Raw genomic sequence first — 22464 nt, 5'->3', positions numbered from 1 at the left:
AGTAAGCACTAGCCAATTCCCGAGCAGCTACCAGGTATTAAAAAATCTACGGCCCCCAGCGCGGCTGCCAATCGCAGATGTCATTCTCGGTGAGGCGGCGCGGCTCGCTGCCATCCACACGCATGATGTAAATCTCGCAGCCTAGATCCAGCCGCGGGTTATCGCGGTACGACATAAAGGTCAGCCACTCGCCATCCGGCGAGAAGCTGGGCGCCAGGTTGTTGCCGCCATCCGTGAGCTGCACAAGGTTGTCACCTTGCGTATCAAAGACATAAATATCGCGGTTCCATGAGGAGCCTAGATAGGTTGCCAACAGCCCGTGCACAGACCAGTCATTGCGGCCGCGCAGGCCGCTGAAGTCGGTCACCTGGCGCACGCCTGACCCATCTGCATTTATCACGAACAACTGCGGGTAGCCCTTAACCTCGGAAGCGAATTGGATCTGGCTGCTATCCGGCGACCATACCGGGTCCCAGCCGCCGCCCGGCCGCTGGCCGAGGCGCACGGGGTTGCTGCCATCGCGGCGCATGACCCAGATGCTATGGCTGGCCGGGTACTGCGTGCCATCTTGTGTGGCGTAGAACACAATCCAGCGCCCGTCTGGCGAAGCCGTAGGCGCGAAGGCGCTTATATCAGTGAACTCAGTGAGCTGGGTCAGCTGGTCGGTGTCCAGCGCATATTGGTAGATCTGATAGCGCCCCGTGCGGTCTGAGGCGAACAAGACGTATTCGCCATCCGAGGTAATCGACGGGAAGAAATCATCGTACGTGCCGCCCTGGGTGAGCACGCGCTGATTACTGCCATCGGCATTGATCAGGCAGATCTGGTTGCGGCCAGACAACTTGCTGTACTGGCACACATACACAATCTTGCCCTGCGGCCGGTCGCCCGGTACAAAGGTGCGCGTGGGGATGGACGGCAACTCGGTTGGTATCTGTGTGCTGAACGGGCGCGCCGTCAGTGTAGCGGCGATGGCCGTCTGCACCGGATTGCCATCCGGCGCGGCAGGCGCGCAGGCTGTTAGTAGCAAGCTGCATAGCAGCAGGCCGCACAGCAGCACGCCGCGCAGTGTGGAGGCTAGGCCGCGGCGTTGCTCCACACCCACAAGCCCCACACCAGGATCATCACGACACCAATACCAAAGCGCGCCAGGAAAGACCAGCTCCAGCCCACCGCCAGACCGCGCGTGGTCTTGAGCGCCTTATTCCAATCGCGGTGGCGATACCACTCTGAGACGGCCAGGCCAATCGGCGCACCGATGAGGCCGCCAAAGGGTGGGAAGAACAGCGTGCCCAGCACGCCGGCAGTGGCGGCCCAAAACAGGCTCCACCATGAGGCGCCGCTGCGCAGGGCTTCCTTGCCCATCAGCACGTTGTCCACCAGCGAGCAGGCCACCATCAACAAGGTGATGATGGCGAAGAACACCCATCCCCAGGTGGTGAAGCCAGCCGCCAAGCCGTAGAACAGCGTGCCGATCCAGATGATGACGCCACCGGGGAAGATGGGCACAATTAGCCCAAACAAGCCCACCAGCATCAGCGCCAGCGGCAAGCCCACTTGTAAAACGTTTGCCAGCACCTCAGAAAACTCAGTCACTCACTCTCCTATGGAGACTTACTCTCCCGCCGCGATGCGCTCAATGCCGCCCATCCACGGGCGCAGCACTTCAGGCACGATCACCGAGCCATCGGCCTGCTGGTAATTCTCCAGCACGCCAATGAGCGTACGTGGCAGACCCAGGCCGGAGCCGTTGATGGTGTGCAGGAAGCGGCTGCCCTTTTCGCCGGCGGCACGGTACTTGATACCAGCACGGCGCGCTTGGAAGTCTCCTACTTTAGATATAGACGAAACTTCGAGCCATTCGTTGCACCCGGCGGCCCAAATCTCAATGTCGTAGCTGATGTGCGCCGATTCGCTGGTATCGCCCGCCGCTTTCAGCAGCAAGCGGTACGGCAAGCCCAACGCCTGGCAGGTGACCTCGGCATCCGCCACCATCTGCTCAAATTCTGCCTCAGACTGCTCGGGAGTGGTGAACTTGTACATTTCCACTTTGTCGAACTGGTGGCCGCGCTTAATGCCGCGCACATCGCGCCCGGCGCTCATCTTCTCGCGGCGGAAGCACGGTGAATACGCCGTATAGCGCAGCGGCAACTGCTCCTCAGCCAGAATCTCGCCCATGTGCAGGCCGGTAAGAGGCACTTCAGCCGTAGGAATCATGTACAGGTCTTCCTCGGCATCCTTGTAGAGATTGTCCTTGAACTTGGGCAGCTGCCCGGCGCCGTACAGCGTGGCGCCCTTTACCATGAAGGGCGTGTATTTCTCGGTGTAGCCCTGGCGGGAGTGCAGGTCCAGCATCCACGAGATGAGGGCGCGCTGCAAGCGGGCGCCAGCACCACTGAGCACGTAGAAGCGGCTGCCGGTGACGCGCACGCCGGCCTCAAAATCAATGATGCCGAGTTGCTCACCCAGTTCCCAGTGCGGCTTGGCCTCGAAATCAAAGCTGGGTTTATCACCCCACTCCTTGGCGACGATGTTGTTCTCTTCGCCGCCAGCAGGCACGCGCTCCTCGACAATATTGGGGATAACAGAGATAGTCGCTTCAAAATCGGCATCGATTGCCGCCAATTCTGTATCCAACGCACCGATTTTGTCACCTACAGCACGCATATCTGCAATACGCGCTTCTTTAGCGGCCTTGTCTTGCATGGTGCTGATCTCTTTGGAGACGGCGTTGCGCTCGGCCTTCAGCGCCTCTACCTGCACCAGCAGCTCACGGCGGCGCGCATCCAGGCTGGCGGCAGTGTCCACCAGCGCCGGATCCATGTTGCGCTTTACCAGCCCGGCCTTGACTACATCGGGAGTTTCACGAATGAGATTGATGTCCAACATATCTGCTCCTTAACAAAAAACGCCCCATCCTTTTTGCAGGACGGGGGCGCCGTGGTGCCACCTGCATTCGTTCGCGCCGTGCATTCCGGCGCAAACCTCAAATTCGCGTTATCGGGCGAAACCCGTTGGCCAGTGCGCTCTAACCGCGCGGCGGAGTGGAAAGCTGGCGCTCTCTGCTGCCTTGCATCATCCGGCAGCTTGCTGGGAGAGAGTACGCTGGCGTAGTTCCGCAAGCCAATACTTGATTATAGCAGAGAAGATAGGCGGCGCGTTTGCCAATCGAAGTAGCTGATCGGGCATAGGCACGACTCCGTTTGGCCTAAAGGATTCCTCCCTCGCTGCACTCGGTCGGAATGACTAAAAAACTGTCATTGCGAGCGAGGCCACACAACATGCAATACTTTGCTTTTTGACTGTCATTCCGACCGAGCCGCATAGCGGCGAGGAAGAATCCTTTAGGGCATAGGCACGAACTCCGTTTGGCCTAAAGGATTCCTCCCTCGCTGCACTCGGTCGGAATGACTAAAAACTGTCATTGCGAGTGAGGCCGCATGTCAATGCGGCCGACCGAAGCAATCTTGGTTGCTCCCAAAACAAAAGACCAGACCAACCCTAAAATGGGCGGGTCTCAGACCCGCCCATTTGATTACTTAGCCCGAAACGCCAGCCCGGCGTCCTTCAACACCTTGCGCAAGGTGGGCATGGAGGCTGGCCCTATGCCGTGCAGGCCCAAAATTTCCTTCTCAGTATATTTGGCCAACTTACTGAGCGTGGTGATGCCAGCATGCTCCAGCGCACTACGCGCCGGGTTGGAGAGCTGGGCGAGAAACTCGCTACCTGCCCCACCTTGTGGCACTATTCACCCTCGCAGCGCTTGCGTAGGTGCGGAAACAAGATGACCTCGCGGATGTTGGGCTGGTCAGTGAACAACATCGTGATGCGGTCAATGCCCATGCCAAAGCCACCGTTGGGCGGCATACCGTAGCGCATGGCGCGCAGATAATCTTCGTCTACCGGGTGCAAGTCTTCGTCGTCCGCTTTCAGGCTGCGGCCCATCTCTTCGAAGCGCGCCTGCTGGTCGAGCGGGTCATTGAGCTCGCTGAAGGCGTTGCACAACTCGAAGCCGCCCACGTAGCCCTCAAAGCGCTCCACGGTCTGGGCATCCTCCGGGTGGCTCTTGGCCAGCGGCGATACCTCACGCGGATAGTCGTACAAGAAGGTGGGCTGGATCAACCGGGGCTCCACATGGTCGCCCACCAGGTCTTCGATGAGCTTGCCGCGGCTGCCGCCCACGCGCACCTTGTAGTCTTTGGCCTTCATGGCGGCGGCCAGACTGGCGGCATTAGGATGCTGATTGATGTCAATGCCGGCGAACTCGTGCACCGCATCAGCGATCGTGATGCGCGGCCAGGCATTGGCCAGATCGATCTCGTTACCCTGATAAGTGAGCTTGCTGCCACCCAACACTTGCTTGCCCACAAAGTTGATCATCTCTTCGGTGAATTCCATCACGCGGCGATAATCGGCATAGGCCATGTAAAACTCAAGCATGGTGAACTCAGGGTTGTGCGTGCGGTCTACGCCTTCATTGCGGAAGTCGCGCCCGATCTCGTACACACGCTCCATACCGCCCACCAGCAGCCGCTTGAGATATAGCTCAAACGAGATACGCAGGTACAGGTCTTGCTTGAGCTGGTTGTGGTGCGTAACGAAGGGGCGCGCCGCAGCGCCGCCATACACCGGTTGCAAGACCGGCGTTTCGACCTCTAAGAAATCGTGCTTGTCCAGAAACTCGCGCAGCGAGCGCAGGATGGCGGCGCGTGTCTTGAACACCTCGCGCACCTGCGGGTTCACGGCCAGGTCAGCATAGCGCTGGCGGTAGCGTGTCTCAGGGTCGGCCAGCGTGGCGTGGCGCACTACCTCGCCGTCTACGACTTCGTCTTTGGCCGCGGGCAGCGGTGTGAGCGCCTTGGAGATCATGCGCAGGCTGCGTACATTCAGCGAAACCTCGCCCGCTTTGGTGCGGAACATTTCGCCCTGCGCTTCTACAAAATCGCCCAGGTCAAAATAGTCTTTGAAGTGCTGCAAATTGTCGGCGCCAAAATCATCCGCGCGCAGGAACAACTGCAGGCGGCCCTGGCCATCTTCCACATGGGCGAAGGCCAGCTTGCCCATCAAGCGCATGGAGCGAATGCGCCCCACCACGGTGGCGGCCAGCGGCTGCTCGCCGCCGGCTTCAAAGGCGGCCAGCGCCTGCGCCGTGGTGTGCGTGCGCTCTACGCGTGGCGGGAAGGGATCAGTGCCCTGCTGGCGTAAGGCTTCCAGTTTGGCTAAGCGCAGGCGTTCAAGTTCAGTAAATTGTTGTTCGTCACTCATATCAACTCCGCCGGATTATTACATAAAAAGAGGCCCGGGGCATTTGCCGCCGGGCCTCTCGATTGCGTGTTTGTTCGTGGGTATTAGATTACTTTGGTAATCTTTACCGAGAAGGCACCAGACGGCGCGTCGATATCGGCCTTGTCGCCTTCCTTCTTACCCAGCAGCGCGCTCCCCAGCGGGCTCTCATGGCTGATCTTGCCTTCGCGCGGGTTAGCTTCTGCCGCTCCCACGATCATGTACTCCTCGGGCTTACGGCGGCCCTGCTGGATGGTGACCTTGCTGCCGATCTCCACTACGTCGCTCTTGCGGCGGCCCTTGTGCTCTTCGATCAGGGTCGCATTGGCGAGCAGAATTTCCAATTCTTTGATGCGGCCTTCAACAAAGGATTGCTCGTTCTTGGCGGCCTCAAACTCAGGGTCTTCAACAAACTCACCCAAGCTGTTTTCGGCCGCCTCGCGCAGGCGCTCGGCGATCTCCTTGCGGCGTACATTGCGCAGCATATCCAGCTCGTCTTGCAGTTTTTTGAAGCCTTGCTTGGTCAAATACTCAGTAGACATGGTTCCCTTTTGTTTTTTGCGTTTTAAACACATTTGCTGCAAGCAAACCAGGGGAGATTTGCTAACAGCATGCAGACTATAGCATATCCACAATCAAATGACAAGAACGAATGTTCTCTTTGTGTGTTATTGGCAGCCATCCAGTGGGAATGATATGATTGGCTGCTTATGCTTTTCAACCAAAAAGATCCGCGCCAACGCCAGCGCCTACGCTACATTTTGGCGGGCATTGTTTTGCTCACGCTGCCGTGCTACCTGGCAGGCTATGTAGCCGCCAATGTGCGCCTCAGCCAGACGCCCAGCCCCACAGCCACGCTGACCGGCGAGCCAAGCAGTACCACCAGCCCAACGGATACGCCGAGCGCCACGCCTACCGCCAGCCAGACCAGCACCCTGACGGTGACTCCCAGCCTAACCGCAACCCCAACGCTGACCTTTACCCCATCTTCAACGCCTACCGCCACCACGGCCCCTACAGAAACCCCTGTGCCCCCCAGCGCAACCGCCAGCGAAACCCCACTAGCTAGCGAAACTCCCTCCAGCCCCTAAACGGATACAATTTCCTCATGAACCGCTTCTTCCTCCGCGTGCTGCCCGCCGCTGTTGTAGCGCTGGGCCTATCGGCCTGTGCCAGCCTCACCGCCAGCCTGGTGCCCACGCCCAGCACCACTGCAGCAGCGGTGGCCGTTGTGAGCACGCTGCAACCCACCAGCCCCAGCACCGAACGCGCCCTCACGCTGACGCTGTGGCTGCCGCCCCAATACGACCCCAACGCCGGCAGCCTGGCCGCCGGCATGCTGCAAACCCGCCTGGACGAATTCACCGGCCAGCACCCGCAGGCGCTGATCAACCCGCGCCTCAAGGATGAACTGGGGACCGGTGGCCTACTCGAATCCTTGCGCCGCGCCCAAAGCGCCGCGCCGCTGGCCTTGCCGGATCTGGTGCTGCTTCCCGCCAGCCTGTTGCCACAAGCCGTGGAGGCAGGCCTGGTGCAAGCGCAGCAGCCCCTAAACGAAGACGACTGGTACGCTTTCGCTACCGCGCTGGCCAGCGTGAACGAACAAACCTATGGCCGCCCATTCATGGCCGATGCGCTGGTCGCCGCGCACCGCAGCACCGCCATCGCTCAGGTGCCGCCCAACTGGCTGCGCCTGATGGATACGCGCATCGCGCTGGGCTTTGCCGCCGCCGACCCGCAGGCGCGCTTTATCGTGTTGCAGTTGCTTTCATTGCCCACTGAGGGTGACTACACCATCAGCGAGGTCCAACTGCTGGAAGTGTTTGATTTCCTGTCCACTGGCCAGGCGCGCGGCGTGTTTCCCTTCTGGTTGACCCAATACCAGAGCAATGAGCAAACCTGGCAAGCCTTCAGCGAAGGCCGCCTGCCGATGGTGACCGCCTGGACCAGCCAGGTGTTCGCCAATCGCCAGGGCGAAGTGAGCGGCGCGCCGCTGCCCACCCAAAACGGCCAGCCCTTCACGCTGGTGCGCGGCTGGGTGTGGGTGATCACAACCCAAAACCCTGAGCGCGTGGCGTTGGCGCACGAGTTGATCGAATTCCTGACCACGCCAGAGTTCCTGGCACAATACAGTGCCGCGGCAGCGCTCTTGCCGCCGCGGCCAAGTGCCCTGGCCGCCTGGGCGCCCGATGCCAACCAGGCCCTCGCCAGCCAACTGGTGACCAATGCGCACCCCCTGCCCGACCAGCTCACCTTGGAGCGTTGGGGCAGCGCCCTCTCCGAAGCCGTGGTGGCGGTGCTCAAGCAGGAGCTGAGCGCTGCCGATGCGGTCAACCGAGTGCGCGATACCTTCATCCCCTAAGCAAGCTCTCATGCCGGGTTAATTCCAAGCGCAGCAGCGATGATAAGATTGCCACGGTGTAGTTGATGCCGAGAAAACCCAAGCCCCCCCATACGCCAGATCTGGATGCGCCGGCCGCGGCCGGTGCGGCCGCAGCTCCGCTGCCCGCCTCCAGCGCGCCAGCACAAGATGCTACGGCTGCGGCTCCGCCCGCGGATCTTACTGCCGCGCCAGCCGCAGGTAAAGCGACGCGCCTGCAAGGCGCCCTTCGCCGTTATGGCAAGATTGCCATGATCGCAGTGGTGGCACTGGGCGTGGTATTGCTAATGAACACCGTGGCGGCTGGCATGCAAGCCGGCCAGCAGGCTGATTTCCGCTCCACTGCGGTGGCGCTGGCACAAACGACGATCGATGCCGCCACCGGCGGCGAAGCCAGCGCGCTGATGCCCTCCTATGGGCTGGCCGCCGATTTCAACCAGGGTATCACCCGCCTGGCTTCGATGGATACGATCATCCCCAGCCGCGCCCGCGTGGATATCCTGCAATACACCGTGGAGCGCGGGGATACGCTGTTTGGTCTGGCCGATCTCTACGGCCTCAAACCCGAGAGCATTCTGTGGTTCAACTACGATGTGCTGCAAGACAACCCCAGCGAGATCGCGCCGGGCTTGGTGCTAAACATCCCCCCGGTGGACGGCATGCTCGTGACCTACCGCGCCGGCGAGAGCCTCAACGCCATCGCCGAAAATGCCAGCTACAGCACCACGGTCACGGCGCAAGACATCATCAATTGGCCCGGCAACAACCTCGATCCTTACGAGACGGACCCGGATAACCCGAACATTCCGGATGGCTTTCAGCTCATCATCCCCAATGGCTCGCGCCTGCTGCGTGACTGGGGCCCGCCGGCGATCACGCGTGCCAACGCCGCCACCGCGGCCTACTACGGCCCCGGCGCCTGTGGCGCTATCTACGAAGGCGCCGTGGGTAACGGCACCTTCCGCTGGCCGAGCGTCGCCACCTACCTCTCCGGCTATGACTACACGCCACCGACGCACAACGGCATCGACATCGCTGGCGCGGAAGGCAACGCGGTGTATGCCACCGATGGTGGTGTAGTGGTGTATGCCGGTTGGTCAAACTATGGCTATGGCAACTTGGTAGTCATCGACCATGGCAGCGGCTGGCAGTCCGCTTATGCTCACTTGAACAGTTACGCGGTGGGTTGTGGCCAGAGTGTCTCGCAGGGCATGGTGATTGGTGGCGTGGGCAACACCGGCAATTCCAGCGGCGCGCACTTGCACTTTGAGTTGTATAGCTCGATCTATGGCAAGGTAAATCCCTGGGATTTCTTGTTCATTCCGTAAAACGGCACCTAGTTTCTTGCCTATGAATCGGCACAGTGCTATAATGCCGCTTCTTCGGGCGCGTAGCTCAGCTGGTTAGAGCGCACGGTTCACATCCGTGAGGTCGAGGGTTCGAGTCCCCCCGCGCCCACAAAAGTACAATCAACGGCCTCACGGATAAGTAATTCTTGCATCCGTGAGGCCGTTGATTAGAGAAAAGAAAATTCCCCCTGGTAACCACAGCCCTCACGGATAAATTTCCCTCCTAGCAGCGCAAGGAGAGAAAAGTGAAGCTTTCAAAGGCGTTGCAAGGCTTTGAGCTATATCTAAATGCACGAAGATATAGCGAAGCCACCCTGTCCGATTACAGAACTGCACTGAGAAAAGCCGTCGTCTTCCTCGATGACCCTGTGGTCGAGAAGGTGACGCGACATGACCTTGAGCGCTTCATGGCCTGGTTGGCCACAGAATATCAACCAGCCAAGCGCGCCGGCACCGACTGGCGCCTAAGCAACAAGACGCTCAAAAACCATTGGATTGCTATTCGTTCTTTTTATAACTGGGCTGAGCGAGATCTCAATATAGCCCGCCCTGATGAGAAGCTGGAGCCGCCGGAGGTTTCTTCGCCCGACATCCAGCCTTTCAATGAGGATGAGATCGTAGCGATTTTGCAGAACATCGATTTCAGCAAGCAGGCGGCAACCGCCGGCAGAGCAAGCTTCCGAATGGCGCTGCCTGACGCTGCGCGCAACCGAGCCATCGTACTGACGCTCCTGGACACCGGGATGCGCGTCAGTGAACTCACCCGCCTGAACATTGAAGATGTCGATCTCGAGCAGGGGCAGATCACGCTACACCCCCATCGCAGCGGCCGCAAGACGCGCGGCCGCACTGTGTTTATTGGTCGCAAGGCACGGATGGCAAATTGGAAACTGATCAGCGAAAGCGGGGCTGCTGTAGGCCCGCTGTTTGTCAATCGCAGCACCGGCGAGCGGCTCACGCGCTCCGGCATTCAGAGCTCGCTTGACCGCATCGAGGGAGCCTCGGGTGTGGCCAATATCTATCCGCATCGGTTTCGCCACACCTTCGCGATCCAGTACTTATGAAACGGCGGCGATCCCTTCACGCTCAAGCGCCTACTCGTCCACCAATCGCTGACCATGACGCAGCGCTACCTGGCGATTGCTGACATTGATGCGCAGCGTGTACACCGGCTGGCCTCTCCGGCTGATCGCCTGGACGTCACGCGAAATACAAAACGACCCCGCTAAGGGGTCGTTTTGTTTGCGAGCCAGGTTACTAAATTCTATCGACTATTTATTGGACGATCCAGTCAATTGAGCCGTTTTTCTATGGCACCTACTTCCGGCCTTGGGTACTGGGCGGAATGCGCGAAGAAGAGAAGATGCGCGAGATCGAGGCAGAGAATAAAGGTGCGGGCGGGTAACCTCCAGCCCGCCTGCACCTTTGATTAGGCGAGTAAAAGGCCGGCGGCGAGCAATATGCCGCAGATTATGAATGGTGCGGCCACCTTTTTTTGCTCCTCTTCTCGGACGAAGATTAGCAGCGCCGCGCAAAACAACAAGACGCAAATTCCGAGCGCATTCTCTATCGACATAGATTGTATTTTAGCACACGACGAGAACACTGAATGGCTAAGAAGCGATTGAACGATTACACAGAGGCTGGATACGAGCGCATGGGGCACGAGAGTGCCCTGGAGTTGTTTGATGCGTTGCGTAAGGATTTTGTGCGCCTGGATGCCAGCTCCCAGAACTCTCTGGCCACCTTTCTGCGCGATCAACTTGGTGAAGACACCATCGCCAATGTGCGCAACAACCCCATCCAGTTTCCCTCCACAGTAAACATCGGCCAGCACCCTACGCCGCAAACCTTTGGCGAAGCGCACCGCATGCTGATGAGCTCGCTCACTCCGTCGCTGATGCCGCACTGATACTCCGGAAGAGCTGCTGCCTAGCGCCCAGCCGCTTGAGCTGCCAGCAGTTGCCTATACACAGCCTGCACCGCGTCGGCGGTGCGGCTCCAGGCGTAGCGCTGCGCCTCACGGCGGGCCGCGGCGCCCATGCGCTCCAGGCGCGCCGGATCCCCCAGCAGGCGCAGAATGCGCCCGGCCAGTTGGGGTGCATCCCCCTCGCGCACATGGTAGCCGGTGAGCCCATCCTGCACCAGGTAACGCAGCCCGCCCACGCTCGAGGCGATCACCGGGCGGGCGCAGGCCATCGCTTCCAGTGCCACCATGCCAAAGGACTCCGAGTACGACGGCATTACCAGTGCATCGGCGGCGGCATAGTACAGCGGCAGCGTATCCTGGCTGCGGCTGCCCAGGAAATCCACCTGGTCTTGCAGGCCGAGGGCGCGCGTGACGGCGCGCAGGCGGGCCAGCTCGCTATCCAAGGCATGCTGACTGCCTTCCAGATCGCCGCCTACGATGTGCACGCGTAGCGGCCAGGCCGGCGCGGCCTCGCGCACGAAGTGCAGGCTGCGGATCAAAGTATCAATGCCCTTCAGCGCTTCGATACGGCCCACAAACAGCAAATGACGCTCGGCACAATCCCAGCCCAGCAGTTTGCAGGCCGCGGCCTTCTCCAGCGGCTTGAAGCGCTGCAGATCCACGCCGGGCGGGATGACGTGCACCTTGTCGCTATGCAACTCATACAACCATTGCAGCTCTGCCCGCTCGACGGGCGTAGCGGCAATGACGGCATCGGCAGCCTGCATCGCGCGCCGCTCGCCGCGAATGCGCGCCGCACTCTCCTGCACACCTAACGCAGCAATGCGATTCTTAACCAAGCCAAGCGTATGAAACATCAAGACCAGCGGCACGCCCCACTCCTGCTTGAGGTGCATACCGATCAAGCCGGAAAGCCAGTAATGGGCGTGCACCACGTCATAGGCCTGGCGGCCAGTGGTGGCAAGCTCGTCTGCAGCAAACCGGCGCACGCCCGCCAGGAACTCAGGGATGAAAGCGGCCAGATCTTGCACAGGCATCTCTTCGTCTGGCCCTGCCGGTAGCGAGATCACCCGCGCCCGCTCACCCAGGGGGCGCTCGGCGTGCGGCCCACGCGTGAACACATCCACCGTGTGGCCGCGGGCGGCCAACTGGCGGCTCAGCTCGCCCACGTAGACGTTCATGCCGCCGCTCTTGGCGCTGCCTAACGACGCCAGCGGGCTGGCATGGTACGAAAGCATGGCAATACGCAGGGGGTGTGTTGCGCGCAGAGTCATAGTTGCAAGAGTATTACGAACAGTTATAATCTGCCTTCGTTGGTTTTAGACCATCGTCATTTCGTATAGCGTTGCCTGATTTTGGCAACGCCAAACGCAACCGAAGGTTGCGTACGCCGACGCCGTTCGGCATTTCAAGCAGTGGCGAACCTTTGGTTCGCCCGCGCAAGCGAAGCTTGCCATGGCGTTGCCTGATTTTGGCAACGCCAAACGCAACCGAAGGTTGCGTACGCCGACGCCGTTCGGCATTTCAAGCAGTGGCAAACCTTTGGTTCGCCCGCGCAGCCGAAGGCTGCGCACGCCACCGTAGCTCAGTTGGCAGAGCAGTCGCTTCGTAAGCGACGGGTCGTGGGTTCGAGTCCCACCGGTGGCTCTTCTTATCTTCCCTCAGCATCCTCCAAACGTGCCTGCAAATGCTGGCGCACATCCATATACGCATCGGCCAGCTCCATCTTATGCTGGCTGAATAGCATTGCCAAGGCCAGCTTGTACTTGCGTTCCAACCAGTGCTGGGCCAGCACAGGATCGTGCTTGCCGTGCTGCATGGCACGCGCCAACAAGCGCGCAAACAACTGGCGATAGATCTCCTGATCGTAGGGTTTCATCTTTAGTGATTATCAACCCGTCAATCCAAAATCTCAAATCAGAAATCTACAATCACACAGCCTATCCTTTATAATCACGCCCATGCCCGTTCCCCTCGTCATCGGTGTGGCCGGCGGCTCCGGCTCCGGCAAAACCACGGTAGCCCAGGCCATCGTCCAGCGAGCCACCCCGGGCAGCGTCGCCTACATCCAGCACGACTCGTATTACAAAGATCTCAGCAAGCTGGAGCCGGCCCAGCGCAAAACCACCAACTTTGACCATCCCAATTCGCTGGAAAGCGAGTTGATGGTGGAGCACATCCGCCAGCTCAAAGACGGCAACAGCGTGCAGGTGCCCAGCTATGATTTCACTACACACACCCGCCGCGCCGAGAGCCAGACCGTAGAGCCGCGCCCGATCGTGCTGGTGGAGGGCATCTTGCTGTACGTCGAGCCGGAGCTGCGGGAAATATGCGACGTCAAGCTGTTCGTGGACACCGATGCTGACCTGCGTTTCATCCGCCGCCTGCAGCGTGACATCAACGAGCGCGGCCGCACCACCGAAAGCGTCATCCAGCAGTACTTTGCCACTGTGCGCCCGATGCACTTGGAATTTGTAGAGCCCTCCAAGCGCTATGCGGATCTGATCATCCCCTATGGCGGCTTCAACCAAGTGGCCTTGGAGTTTGTGCTGGCGCGTATCGAAGCGCGTTTGCGCGAATATAAAAAAGAAGTATCTCACTAGCCCGAAAGGAATTTCTGTACATGTCCAAGCAATGGAATCAAGCCCCGGCGATGGAAATTGACCCCGCCAAGAGCTACACCGCCACCATCACCACCGACAAGGGCGATATGGTCATCAAGCTGTTTGCCACCGAGGTGCCCAACACCGTCAACAACTTTGTATTCCTGGCGCGCCAGGGCTACTATGATGGCACCACCTTTCACCGCGTGATCGGCAACTTCATGGTGCAAGGCGGCGACCCGACCGGCAGCGGTATGGGCGGCCCCGGCTACAAATTCGCCGATGAGTTCCACCCCAGCCTGCGCCACAGCAAGCGCGGCATCCTCTCGATGGCTAATGCCGGGCCTAACACCAACGGTTCGCAGTTCTTCATCACGCACGGCCCCACCCCGCACCTGGACAATCGCCACGCGGTGTTCGGTGAGCTGATCGCGGGCGAGGATGTGCTCATGGCCATCCCGGAGCGTGACCCCAGCCGCGGCGGCCCGGCCGGCCAATTGATCTCCATCACGATCCAGGAGAGCTAGCGTATGGCAGCGCGCCCCGGCGCTTTGAAGCTGTGGCGCGCCTTGGCGCTGGTGGCGGTGGTGGGCATCAGCCTGGCCATCTTCTTCCTGCCACGTGAATACACGGACAAGTTACAGGCCCTGGGTTACCCGGGCCTGTTTCTCATTACGCTGATCTCGTATGCCACCGTGTTCCTGCCCGCCCCGGCCGCGCTGATTGTGTTCTCAATGGGCGCGCACCTGCCGCCGCTGGGCGTAGCCCTGGCGGCGGGCAGCGGCGCGGCCCTCGGCGAGCTGACTGGTTACCTGGCCGGCTTTAGCGGCCAGGCCGCCATCGAGAACACCGCCGCCTACCAGCGCATGGTAGGCTGGATGCAGCGCAACGGCCCGCTGACCGTGTTTACCCTGGCGGCGGTACCCAACCCGTTGGTCGACCTCAGCGGAATTGCCGCCGGTGCGCTACGCATGCCGCTGCCCAAGTTCCTATTGTTCTGCTGGCTTGGCCAGGTGCTCAAAATGCTTGCCTTCGCCGCCGCAGGCGCAGGGCTGTTTACGCTGCCATATTTTGCGGAGTAGAAGAATGCAACTTCATAACCACAAAGACACAAAGGACACAAAGAGAAACTTTTAAATTTTTATAACTTTGTGCTCTTTTCGTCTTTGTGGTGAGGTTAAAAAATAACTATCTGTGTGCATCTGTGTTCATCTGTGGATAAAAGAATTGGAGTAGCGATGGTTGATCATAAGCAAGCAGACCAATATATAGAATCCAACCTCGACGCCAGCCTGGCTGAACTCGCCACGCTGTGCGCCGTGCCCAGCGTGGCTGCCCAGGGCATCGGTATCGACGAAGCCGTTGAAGTCGTGCAGGCCATGCTGGCCAAGCGCGGCTTCAAGACAGAGGTGATGCAAACCGGCGGCGCGCCGGTGGTGTACGCCGAACGCAAGGGCCGCAACACCGCCAAGACGCTGCTCTTCTACAATCACTATGACGTGCAGCCCGCCGAGCCGCTGGAGCTGTGGCACACGCCCCCCTTCGAAGCCACCCGCAAGGACGGCAAGGTATATGCACGCGGCGTCAGCGACGATAAGGGCCACTTCGCCAGCCGCCTGTTTGCTCTCGACAGCCTGCTGGCACAAGACAGCGAGTTGCCCTGCAACATCAAGTTCGTCGTTGAGGGCGAGGAAGAGATCGGCAGCATCCACATGCCCGCCTTCGTAAAAAAGCACGCCGAGAAACTGGCCGCCGATGCCTGCATCTGGGAATTCGGCTCGGTGGATGTACACGACAAGCCGATCCAATACATGGGCATGCGCGGCATCTGCTATGTCGAAATGACCGTCGAGCTGCTCAAGAGCGATGTGCACTCCGGCCTGGGCGGCTCGATCTTCCCCAATGCCGCCTGGCGCCTGGTGTGGGCGCTCAACAGCCTGAAAGGGCCTGATGGCCGCATCCGCATCCCCGGCCACTACGACAAGGTGGTGCCGCCCAGCGAGCTGGACCGCCAGCTGGCCGCCGCCCTGCCCTACGAAGGCGATGACTACAAAGAGCGCTACGGGGTAAAAGAGTTTTTGCGCGGCACCGAGGGCAACCCGGAGCTGGCTTTGCAAGAGTTTCTGGAACCCACAATGACGATCAGCGGCCTGACGGCTGGCTACCAGGGTCCCGGCACCAAAACCGTGCTGCCCGCGAAAGCCAGCGCCAAGATCGATTTCCGCCTGGTGCCAAACCAAACCCCGGCTGATGTAATGCAGGGGCTACGCGCCTTCCTGGATGCCGAAGGTTTCAGCGATGTGCAAGTGAAGGAACTGGGCAGTGAGCCGCCCGGCCGCACCGATCCGAACGATCCGTTCCTCAACATGGTGGTGGAGAGCGCCGCCGAGGTGTACGGCGTGCCGATGACGCGTGTGCCGATGAGCGGCGGCTCTGGCCCCAACCACGCCTTCCTGCACTATCTGAAGCTGCCCGTGGCCACTGCAGGGCTGGGCTACCCGGGAGCGTTGGTGCACGCGCCCAACGAGAACATCCGCGAGGACCTCTACGTCAAGGCTACCCAGCACGTGGCGCGCATCGTCAGCAAGTTTGCGGCCGCATGAGCTGGCAAGAGACCGTTCGCAAGGAGTTGGCTGCGGCGGATGCCGCTCGCGCCCGCGGCAACGAGGGCATGGCACGTGTGTGTGCCCGCCGCGCCGCGGGCTGGGCGCTCAAGGCGCACCTGGGCGAGGCTGGCGTGGACCTGGACACCGATTCGGTCATCGAGCACTTTCGCCATGTGCTGGCGCAGGACGATACGCAGGCCGAGCAACGTTTGCTCATCGAGCACCTGCGCATGCCTAAGCTGCGCCCGAATTTGGAGGAAGACTCGTTCTTTCCCGAGGAAATCGACCTGATCGACGATGCGCGTGCGCTGATCGGCATGCTTTTTCCGGGCGAGAATTTTTCTTAGCCAAGGAGCTAGTATGCCTCGGGGCGGCCTATGCCTAGTACCGCCTTCCGTAGGGGCGGGTGCCCCGCCCCTACCAAACGCCTGACGTTCTGCTGATACTTATCATTCCGAGCGGCGCGGATCCTCGCCGCTCGTTGCCGTCATTGCGAGGAGTACTGGTGATTGCATGTAATGCAATCACCAGACGGACGAAGCAATCTGGTTTTTGTCCTTGGAACCAAAAACAGATTGCTTCGCTGCGCTCGCAATGACAAACAGGCAAAGCCCTCGTGCATCCCGAGTGCAACGACTGAGGAATCCTTTGGGGCATAGCAGACACCTCTTGCCCTAAGGATTTCTCGGCTTTCCAAAATTCAAAACAACCTTGAGCCATATGCTCGCCTCGGAATGACTGCTCACAGTGGCAAAGCGTGCCTCGCCGCCCGCTCTGTCATTGCGAGGAGTACTGGTGATTGCATGTAATGCAATCACCAGACGGACGAAGCAATCTGGTTTTGTCCTTGAAACCAAAAGCAGATTGCTTCGCTGCGCTCCAATGACAAATCTAAAAAAAGAGAGCTGCTTACGCAGCTCTCTTTTTTGTCTTCAGCTTGCCGGCTGGCTTGCCAGGCGGCACATCCGCACGCGCCCGCTTATTGCGCCGGCCGGTAAACAAGCCAGCGACGCTGCGCACCACCGTGAAGAAAAACACCAGCACGCCAGCGATCGCCCCGCCGATGAGTAAGATCAGCTCCAGCGTGGTCAGGCTGGCCTTGGCCAGCGGGCCACGCTTGCCCACCAGCTTCTTGCGCAGATCTGCGGTGAACGAGGGGCGCGCATCCACCGGCTTGAACATCGATTCGAGCATATCCTCGACTGAATCGAGCTCACGCTGCACTTTCTTGCGTTCCCACGGCCAAATGATCCCACTCATCCCTTACTCCTCATCGGGGAACTCGCCAAAATCCTCCAGCGAGAAATGCCCTGATGTATCCTTACGAATCTCTTCACGCAACGAGAGCAGCGTGCGGTGATACAGGCTCTTGATCGCCCCTTCGGTGCGGTCCATCACCTGCCCAATTTCCGCATTGGACATGTGCTGGGTAAATTTCAAGATCAGCAACTGCTGGCGCTCCTCGGGCAGATTGCGAATGAGCTTCATCAGCGCATTCTGCTCCTCGGTCTGCATCAGCACGCTTTCCGGGTACTCCTCGCTCTTGCTCGCCCGGTAGCCATCTTCCAGCTCCACTTCCTGGCGGCGGCTGCTGTCGCGGTGCCAGTTGGCCACCAGGTTGTGCGCAATGCGATACAGCCAGGCCGAGAACGGCACGCCGCGATCGGTATAGCTGGTAATGTGGCGCATCGCCCGGAAGAAGACCCGTGAAGTCAGGTCCTCGGCGTCTTGCGGGCTGCCGGTGCGATAGTAGATGTAGTTGTAGATACGCCCGGCATACTTATCGTAGAGCATGCCAAACGCCTCACTATCGCCCTGCGTGGCCTTGGCAAGGATTTTTTCGTCCGTCACGCCAGCCACACCCGCCGCACGCGCCGTCGCAGAGCAGCGTCAATTAAATTAACCCAGGTAGTCGCAGAAGGTTGCATGTTGGTCAAAGGGGGAAACGTGCTACAAAGAGAGTATAACATGCGCTGTCTGTGATCAAAAAAAGACCCGCGTACGCGGGTCTTTTTTGTTGGCTAACTACCTCAGCCTAGCTGCGCGCCCGCTTGGCGGGCGCTTTCTTGGCCACTGTGCGCTTACGCGGCGCCGGCAACGCTGGCGCTGGCGCTACTGGCGCCACACTCACGGTGGCATCCGGGTAGCTCTGCGAGCCGAAGCGGGTCAGGATCACCGCACCCAGGCCGGCCAGGCCGATCACCACGCCAAGGATCCAACCCAGGCATGGAACCCAGGCCACCACACCGCTGGCAAAGGTCAGCGCAAAGGTGCCCAGCGGCGCTTGTAGCGCCGGCGACCAATTCGCCTTGAAGGCCTCGCCCATGCGGCGGCCGACTTCCAACCCCATGCTGATCCACCCGAAGCCCCAGGCCACTACCAGTACAAACGGCAGCAACGCGGCGACCGGGATGAGGATAATGGTGAGGCCCAGCGCGATGGTGGCAAAACCAGTCACCACCACCCCCACCAAGCCGATACCACCAGACAGTGGCGCTTGCCCCAGCAGCGTGCTGGCTACACGCTCCATCGGTTTCTGCATGAACAAGATCAGCAACAGAGCGACCGTGGCCATCGCCACGGAGCGGAACAGCAGCCACACAAAGTCACCTACGATGCCGCGGGCGAATTGGCGTGCCACGCCGGGGCCGCGGGTGTACTCGTAATCATAGGCGTAGTCATTATTCAGTGCATTGTCACCCCAGGGGAACTGCACATCATCGATGATGCGGCCGCCAACCTGTGCGGCCGGGTCAACATCCACCGTGCCGGTGGGCACCACCAGATCGCCGTCTACAATGGCGGCGGGGCTCATCGTGATCTCGCCGCCCACCACCACCAAGTCACCCTGCACATGGCCGAGAATGGTAGCGCTACCGCCAATCACCACCGCCTGGCCGCTGACCACGCTGCCTTTTTCCATGGTCAGCGAGCCACCGATCACCACCAGATCGCCGTCGATCATGCGCCCGGCCTCCAGAGTGAAATCATGGCCAAAAACAACTTCATCGAGTGCCGGGGCAGCGGACCCGGCGGCATAGGCTGCCGTGGGCAACGCCACCAAAGCGCATACCGCTAACAGGGCGGCAAACATCCATTTTGAGAACTTCATTTGGTCTCCTTGAACACTTTTACTTTATCTACCGCCAGGGCCAGCAGCAGCAAGCCGGCCAACGCCGAAGTGCAGGCCATCAGCCATAGCGTGAGAGGGATTTCGCCGAGGAACTTGCTCAGCGTAGTAACGAGCACGCCCAGGGCAACCGCCAGCTCACTGAGAAAGAGCACCAGGTTAGCCAGCAGCGAGCCCACAGGCAATTGCGCCAATGGCAACCAGCCCGCCACCAGCACCGCCAGCAGCGCCAGACTCAGCGCGGCGCCACCAGCCAGCCCCAGCCAGGCCCATACGCCCGGCCGGTAGGCCGGCGGCATGGCCGCGGCGTGGGCCAGCCAGCGCCCGGCAAAACCGGGGCGCGGGCCTACCAGCTCCGCCGTGCGCAGGCGCTGTTCCAGCGCCGGCCAACTGGCGGGCAGAGCTTCACGTTCAAAGTGCGGCTTCTTCATGTGTCTTGCTCCTTGTTTCACCAGGTTGCTCCTGGCTGTGTTCCCAGGCTTGCGCCAGGCTGCGCCGGGCGCGGTGCAGCCGGCTCTTGAGGGCACTCTCCGAAAGAGAAAGCTGCGCAGCAATCTCTTCGTAGGAGAGCTCATTCCAGTAATACAGAATGATGGCGGCCCGGTCACGTGGGTCCAGGCGCGCCAGCAAGGCTTGTAGCTCATCTTGCGTTTCCCGCTGCACCAGCCGTGCAGCAGGGCCTGCAGCCTTATCGCCCAGGCTGGCCTCGGGCGAATCCTCAAGTGAGATCAGTTGGAGCCGCCGGCGCCGGTGCTGGTCGATACAGTAGTTGGCGGCGATGCTGAGCAGCCAACTGGCAAACTTGCGCTTAGGGTCATAGCGCCCGATGGCCCGGAAGGCGCGCAGAAACGCTTCCTGCGCGGCATCCTCCGCATCCTGGGTGTTGCCTAGCATGCGGTAGCACAAGTTGTGCACCGGCCGGGCATACAGCTCCACCAGTTGTGAAAAGGCCTGCGCGTCGCCCTGTTGGGCCAGGCGCAGCCAATCCTGCTCATTTGGCTGCAATGCGGCTCCTCACTCTCTCAGCATGCTATACGCACTTCGCCAGCTTCGGTTTCACGCCTGTATACTGCCATGCCCCAACGAATTGACAAGGTGCAATTTCCACCCTAAAATTGTGATGAAACGCACAATACCCCTTATCCTTCCCGAGGAGACTGTTCATGGCAAAGACCCTGGCAAAATCCGTGATTACCTGTGATATGGAAGGCCGCATCGAAACCTTTGGTGATGGCTCCGAAAAGATGTTTGGCTATTCGAAGGCGGAGATCGTCGGCAAGAAGCGCGTCTCGGCCTTCTCGCCCGGCCAAGTGGTGCTGGAGCATGTGCCCACCTGGCTGAGCACCGCCTCGAAAGAGGGGGAATATCGTGGCCGCACGGTGTTCGTGCGCAAGAACGGCGAGCTGTTCTCCGCCGATATTCGCATCACCCCCACCTTCAAAGATGGCGTACAAAATGGCTACTGCGGTGTAACGGAAGAGATCGATCTGCCGGTGCAGCAAGCGATGCCAAAGATCAGCTTGATGACCAAGATCTTCACCTGGCTGGTGATCACGCGTGCGCCCTTCCTTACCGCGGTGATCGTGCCGATCCTGATCGGCGCGGCCTGGGTGGCCGCCAACCATATCGTTACCCCCTTCCCCACGGCGAAATTCTTCCTGGCGCTGTTCGCTGGCATCTTCCTGCACATCTCCGCCAACACGTTCAACGATTACTTTGACTGGACCAGCGGCACGGACCCGGCCAATAACGACTACTTCCTGCCCTACTCCGGCGGCAGTCGCTCGATCGAGCTGGGCCTGGTGAATGAGAAGACGCTGCTCGTGGTCGGCTCACTGGCCTTGCTGGTCTCCGCGGCGCTCGGCCTGGTGCTCACGCTGCAGAGCGGCTTCGGCATCCTGGCCTTTGGCCTGGCCGGCGCGTTCTTCGCCTACTTTTATACCGCGCCGCCGCTGCGCCTGGCTGCCCGCAAGGGCCTGGGCGAGCTGGCCGTGGGCCTGAGCTTCGGCCCGCTGGCCGTAGCGGGCACGGTGTACGCCCTCACCGGCCGCGCAACCCTGGCCGACTACCTGGCCGGCGTGCCCATCGGTCTGCTGACCGTGGCGATCCTGTGGATCAACCAATTCCCTGACGAAGAAGCCGACAAAGCCACCGGTAAAGAGAACCTGGTGGTGGTGCTGGGCAAGGAGCGCGCCCGCTATGGCTACATCTTGCTGCTGGTGGCAGCCTTCGGCCTGGCGCTGTACTGGACCCTGGTGAGTGGCCTATTCCCCATCGGCGCGCTGCTGATCCTGCTGGCGGCCCCGCTAGCCATCCAAACCAGCCGCATCATCCTGCGTGAGTACCGCGAGCGCAGCCTGGCCCGCGCCAATGCCACTACCATCCAACTGCACGCCGTCGCCGGCCTGCTCATGGCGGCGGGCATCTTCTGGAGCGATGCGCTGGCTCGTTTGCTGGGCCTGTAAATCACATACTGCACTAAAACAAAAAAGCCGCCCAACTGGGCGGCTTTTTTGTTGCTCAGCAGATTCACCTGACAATTATTGAATACACATGTAATATATTTATTACATATCAAACGATCTGGAGACCCAATGAACGACAACCCGTACGTGTATCTGATGATCATCGCCGCCATCGCCTTCAGCCTGATGTTCCTGGCCAGCGTGGTGCGCAGCAAATCCAACGAGCTCTACAAAGAAGACTTTGCCAAGCTGCACAGCAGTATTGCGGAGCTCAGCGAAGGCATGCAGGAGCTGCGCACCAAGGTAGCTGCCATTGAGAAAATGCTGCGTGAGGTGGAGTAAACTGCCCCAGGAAGGAACCCCTGAATGAGCCCCCCTGCGCGCAGTGAGCACAGCCTGGTGAGCGTCTTGGCGGCGCTGGACAACCCGCACCGCCTGCGCATCATTGCCGCCCTGCGCGGCAAGACCAACTATGTAAGCCAGCTGGCGCGTGATCTGGAACTGAGCCGCCCGCTGCTGATCATGCACCTCAAGAAGCTGGAGGACGCTGGGTTGGTCTCCAGCGATCTGGAAGTATCTGCAGATGGGAAAGCGATGCGCTGTTACCAAATAGTGGAGTTTGACATCCGCCTGACCCCGGTAGAGATTGCCAAGGCCGCAGTCAAGCTGCTCTAAGGACTAGCCTCAGAAAAAGAGCACGGCGAACGCAGTGCTCTTT

Annotated in this window: 26 protein-coding genes and 2 tRNA genes; 15 read left to right on the top strand and 13 right to left on the bottom strand. The window is 60.3% G+C overall.

What is annotated here, in order from left to right; translation table 11 throughout:
• Positions 1-46: 46 nt before the first annotated feature.
• From KF821_00770 to greA, 6 genes are all read right to left on the bottom strand, one after another.
• Positions 47-1105 (bottom strand): PD40 domain-containing protein, encoded by a 1059-nt coding sequence (locus KF821_00770; protein MBX3004342.1) that lies wholly within the window; start codon positions 1103-1105, stop codon positions 47-49.
• A complete protein-coding gene (locus KF821_00765; GenBank protein MBX3004341.1) occupies positions 1078-1596 on the bottom strand; it encodes a DUF456 domain-containing protein in 519 nt (172 codons plus the stop codon). The genes KF821_00770 and KF821_00765 overlap by 28 nt, the downstream gene beginning before the upstream one ends.
• A gap of 18 nt (positions 1597-1614) precedes the next feature.
• Complete coding sequence (serS, locus tag KF821_00760) at positions 1615-2889, bottom strand: serine--tRNA ligase (protein ID MBX3004340.1); 1275 nt, start codon at positions 2887-2889, stop codon at positions 1615-1617.
• Positions 2890-3535: 646 nt separating this feature from the next.
• Entirely contained in the window at positions 3536-3745 is a 210-nt protein-coding gene (locus tag KF821_00755; GenBank protein MBX3004339.1) for a hypothetical protein, read from the bottom strand.
• On the bottom strand, positions 3745-5265 hold the full coding sequence (gene lysS, locus KF821_00750) for a lysine--tRNA ligase (protein ID MBX3004338.1): 1521 nt from the start codon (positions 5263-5265) through the stop codon (positions 3745-3747). The genes KF821_00755 and lysS overlap by 1 nt, the downstream gene beginning before the upstream one ends.
• A gap of 83 nt (positions 5266-5348) precedes the next feature.
• Entirely contained in the window at positions 5349-5825 is a 477-nt protein-coding gene (gene greA / locus KF821_00745) for a transcription elongation factor GreA (protein ID MBX3004337.1), read from the bottom strand.
• Between the two features lie 168 nt (positions 5826-5993).
• On the opposite strand from greA, the gene KF821_00740 reads away from it, so the two are divergent.
• The 6 genes from KF821_00740 to KF821_00715 all read left to right on the top strand — a co-directional run bounded on the left by KF821_00740 (position 5994) and on the right by KF821_00715 (position 10924).
• Positions 5994-6374, top strand: coding sequence for a hypothetical protein (locus KF821_00740; protein ID MBX3004336.1), 381 nt, complete (start codon positions 5994-5996; stop codon positions 6372-6374).
• Between the two features lie 17 nt (positions 6375-6391).
• A complete protein-coding gene (locus tag KF821_00735; GenBank protein ID MBX3004335.1) occupies positions 6392-7645 on the top strand; it encodes an extracellular solute-binding protein in 1254 nt (417 codons plus the stop codon).
• Between the two features lie 65 nt (positions 7646-7710).
• Positions 7711-8991, top strand: a complete 1281-nt coding sequence (locus KF821_00730) for a peptidoglycan DD-metalloendopeptidase family protein (protein ID MBX3004334.1) — start codon at positions 7711-7713, stop codon at positions 8989-8991.
• Positions 8992-9047: 56 nt separating this feature from the next.
• Positions 9048-9121 (top strand) — tRNA-Val (locus tag KF821_00725).
• 136 nt (positions 9122-9257) lie between these two features.
• A complete protein-coding gene (locus KF821_00720; protein ID MBX3004333.1) occupies positions 9258-10076 on the top strand; it encodes a tyrosine-type recombinase/integrase in 819 nt (272 codons plus the stop codon).
• A 545-nt stretch (positions 10077-10621) separates the two neighbouring features.
• Entirely contained in the window at positions 10622-10924 is a 303-nt protein-coding gene (locus tag KF821_00715; protein ID MBX3004332.1) for a hypothetical protein, read from the top strand.
• 20 nt (positions 10925-10944) lie between these two features.
• On the opposite strand, the gene KF821_00710 is transcribed toward KF821_00715, so the two are convergent.
• Positions 10945-12192 (bottom strand): glycosyltransferase, encoded by a 1248-nt coding sequence (locus KF821_00710; GenBank protein ID MBX3004331.1) that lies wholly within the window; start codon positions 12190-12192, stop codon positions 10945-10947.
• 324 nt (positions 12193-12516) lie between these two features.
• On the opposite strand from KF821_00710, the gene KF821_00705 reads away from it, so the two are divergent.
• Positions 12517-12589 (top strand) — tRNA-Thr (locus KF821_00705).
• 4 nt (positions 12590-12593) lie between these two features.
• On the opposite strand, the gene KF821_00700 is transcribed toward KF821_00705, so the two are convergent.
• A complete protein-coding gene (locus KF821_00700) occupies positions 12594-12821 on the bottom strand; it encodes a hypothetical protein (protein MBX3004330.1) in 228 nt (75 codons plus the stop codon).
• Between the two features lie 82 nt (positions 12822-12903).
• On the opposite strand from KF821_00700, the gene udk reads away from it, so the two are divergent.
• The 5 genes from udk to KF821_00675 all read left to right on the top strand — a co-directional run bounded on the left by udk (position 12904) and on the right by KF821_00675 (position 16498).
• A complete protein-coding gene (gene udk, locus KF821_00695) occupies positions 12904-13545 on the top strand; it encodes a uridine kinase (GenBank protein ID MBX3004329.1) in 642 nt (213 codons plus the stop codon).
• Between the two features lie 50 nt (positions 13546-13595).
• Entirely contained in the window at positions 13596-14072 is a 477-nt protein-coding gene (locus tag KF821_00690) for a peptidylprolyl isomerase (protein ID MBX3004328.1), read from the top strand.
• Between the two features lie 3 nt (positions 14073-14075).
• Complete coding sequence (locus tag KF821_00685; GenBank protein ID MBX3004327.1) at positions 14076-14627, top strand: VTT domain-containing protein; 552 nt, start codon at positions 14076-14078, stop codon at positions 14625-14627.
• A 156-nt stretch (positions 14628-14783) separates the two neighbouring features.
• A complete protein-coding gene (locus tag KF821_00680) occupies positions 14784-16148 on the top strand; it encodes a M20/M25/M40 family metallo-hydrolase (protein MBX3004326.1) in 1365 nt (454 codons plus the stop codon).
• The gene (locus KF821_00675; GenBank protein ID MBX3004325.1) at positions 16145-16498 is read left to right on the top strand and encodes a hypothetical protein; all 354 of its coding nucleotides are present in this window, start codon (positions 16145-16147) and stop codon (positions 16496-16498) included. Before KF821_00680 ends, KF821_00675 begins: the two co-directional genes overlap by 4 nt.
• A gap of 562 nt (positions 16499-17060) precedes the next feature.
• Here KF821_00675 and KF821_00670 read toward each other — a convergent pair.
• The 5 genes from KF821_00670 to KF821_00650 all read right to left on the bottom strand — a co-directional run bounded on the left by KF821_00670 (position 17061) and on the right by KF821_00650 (position 20286).
• A complete protein-coding gene (locus KF821_00670) occupies positions 17061-17411 on the bottom strand; it encodes a hypothetical protein (GenBank protein ID MBX3004324.1) in 351 nt (116 codons plus the stop codon).
• A 3-nt stretch (positions 17412-17414) separates the two neighbouring features.
• Complete coding sequence (locus tag KF821_00665) at positions 17415-18002, bottom strand: sigma-70 family RNA polymerase sigma factor (GenBank protein ID MBX3004323.1); 588 nt, start codon at positions 18000-18002, stop codon at positions 17415-17417.
• Positions 18003-18186: 184 nt separating this feature from the next.
• Entirely contained in the window at positions 18187-19263 is a 1077-nt protein-coding gene (locus tag KF821_00660) for a polymer-forming cytoskeletal protein (GenBank protein ID MBX3004322.1), read from the bottom strand.
• Positions 19260-19712, bottom strand: a complete 453-nt coding sequence (locus tag KF821_00655; protein MBX3004321.1) for a hypothetical protein — start codon at positions 19710-19712, stop codon at positions 19260-19262. The genes KF821_00660 and KF821_00655 overlap by 4 nt, the downstream gene beginning before the upstream one ends.
• Positions 19693-20286, bottom strand: a complete 594-nt coding sequence (locus KF821_00650; protein ID MBX3004320.1) for a sigma-70 family RNA polymerase sigma factor — start codon at positions 20284-20286, stop codon at positions 19693-19695. The genes KF821_00655 and KF821_00650 overlap by 20 nt, the downstream gene beginning before the upstream one ends.
• A gap of 158 nt (positions 20287-20444) precedes the next feature.
• Between KF821_00650 and KF821_00645 the strand changes: the two genes are divergently transcribed.
• From KF821_00645 to KF821_00635, 3 genes are all read left to right on the top strand, one after another.
• Positions 20445-21746, top strand: a complete 1302-nt coding sequence (locus tag KF821_00645; GenBank protein MBX3004319.1) for a UbiA family prenyltransferase — start codon at positions 20445-20447, stop codon at positions 21744-21746.
• Between the two features lie 129 nt (positions 21747-21875).
• A complete protein-coding gene (locus KF821_00640) occupies positions 21876-22088 on the top strand; it encodes a hypothetical protein (protein MBX3004318.1) in 213 nt (70 codons plus the stop codon).
• Between the two features lie 24 nt (positions 22089-22112).
• Entirely contained in the window at positions 22113-22421 is a 309-nt protein-coding gene (locus KF821_00635) for a winged helix-turn-helix transcriptional regulator (GenBank protein ID MBX3004317.1), read from the top strand.
• Positions 22422-22464: the final 43 nt, after the last annotated feature.

It is taken from the genome of Anaerolineales bacterium, from assembly GCA_019637755.1.
Classification (GTDB): domain Bacteria; phylum Chloroflexota; class Anaerolineae; order Anaerolineales; family UBA11579; genus JAMCZK01.
Note: the sequence above shows the minus strand (reverse complement) of the source record. Positions and strands in the feature narration are given on the sequence as shown.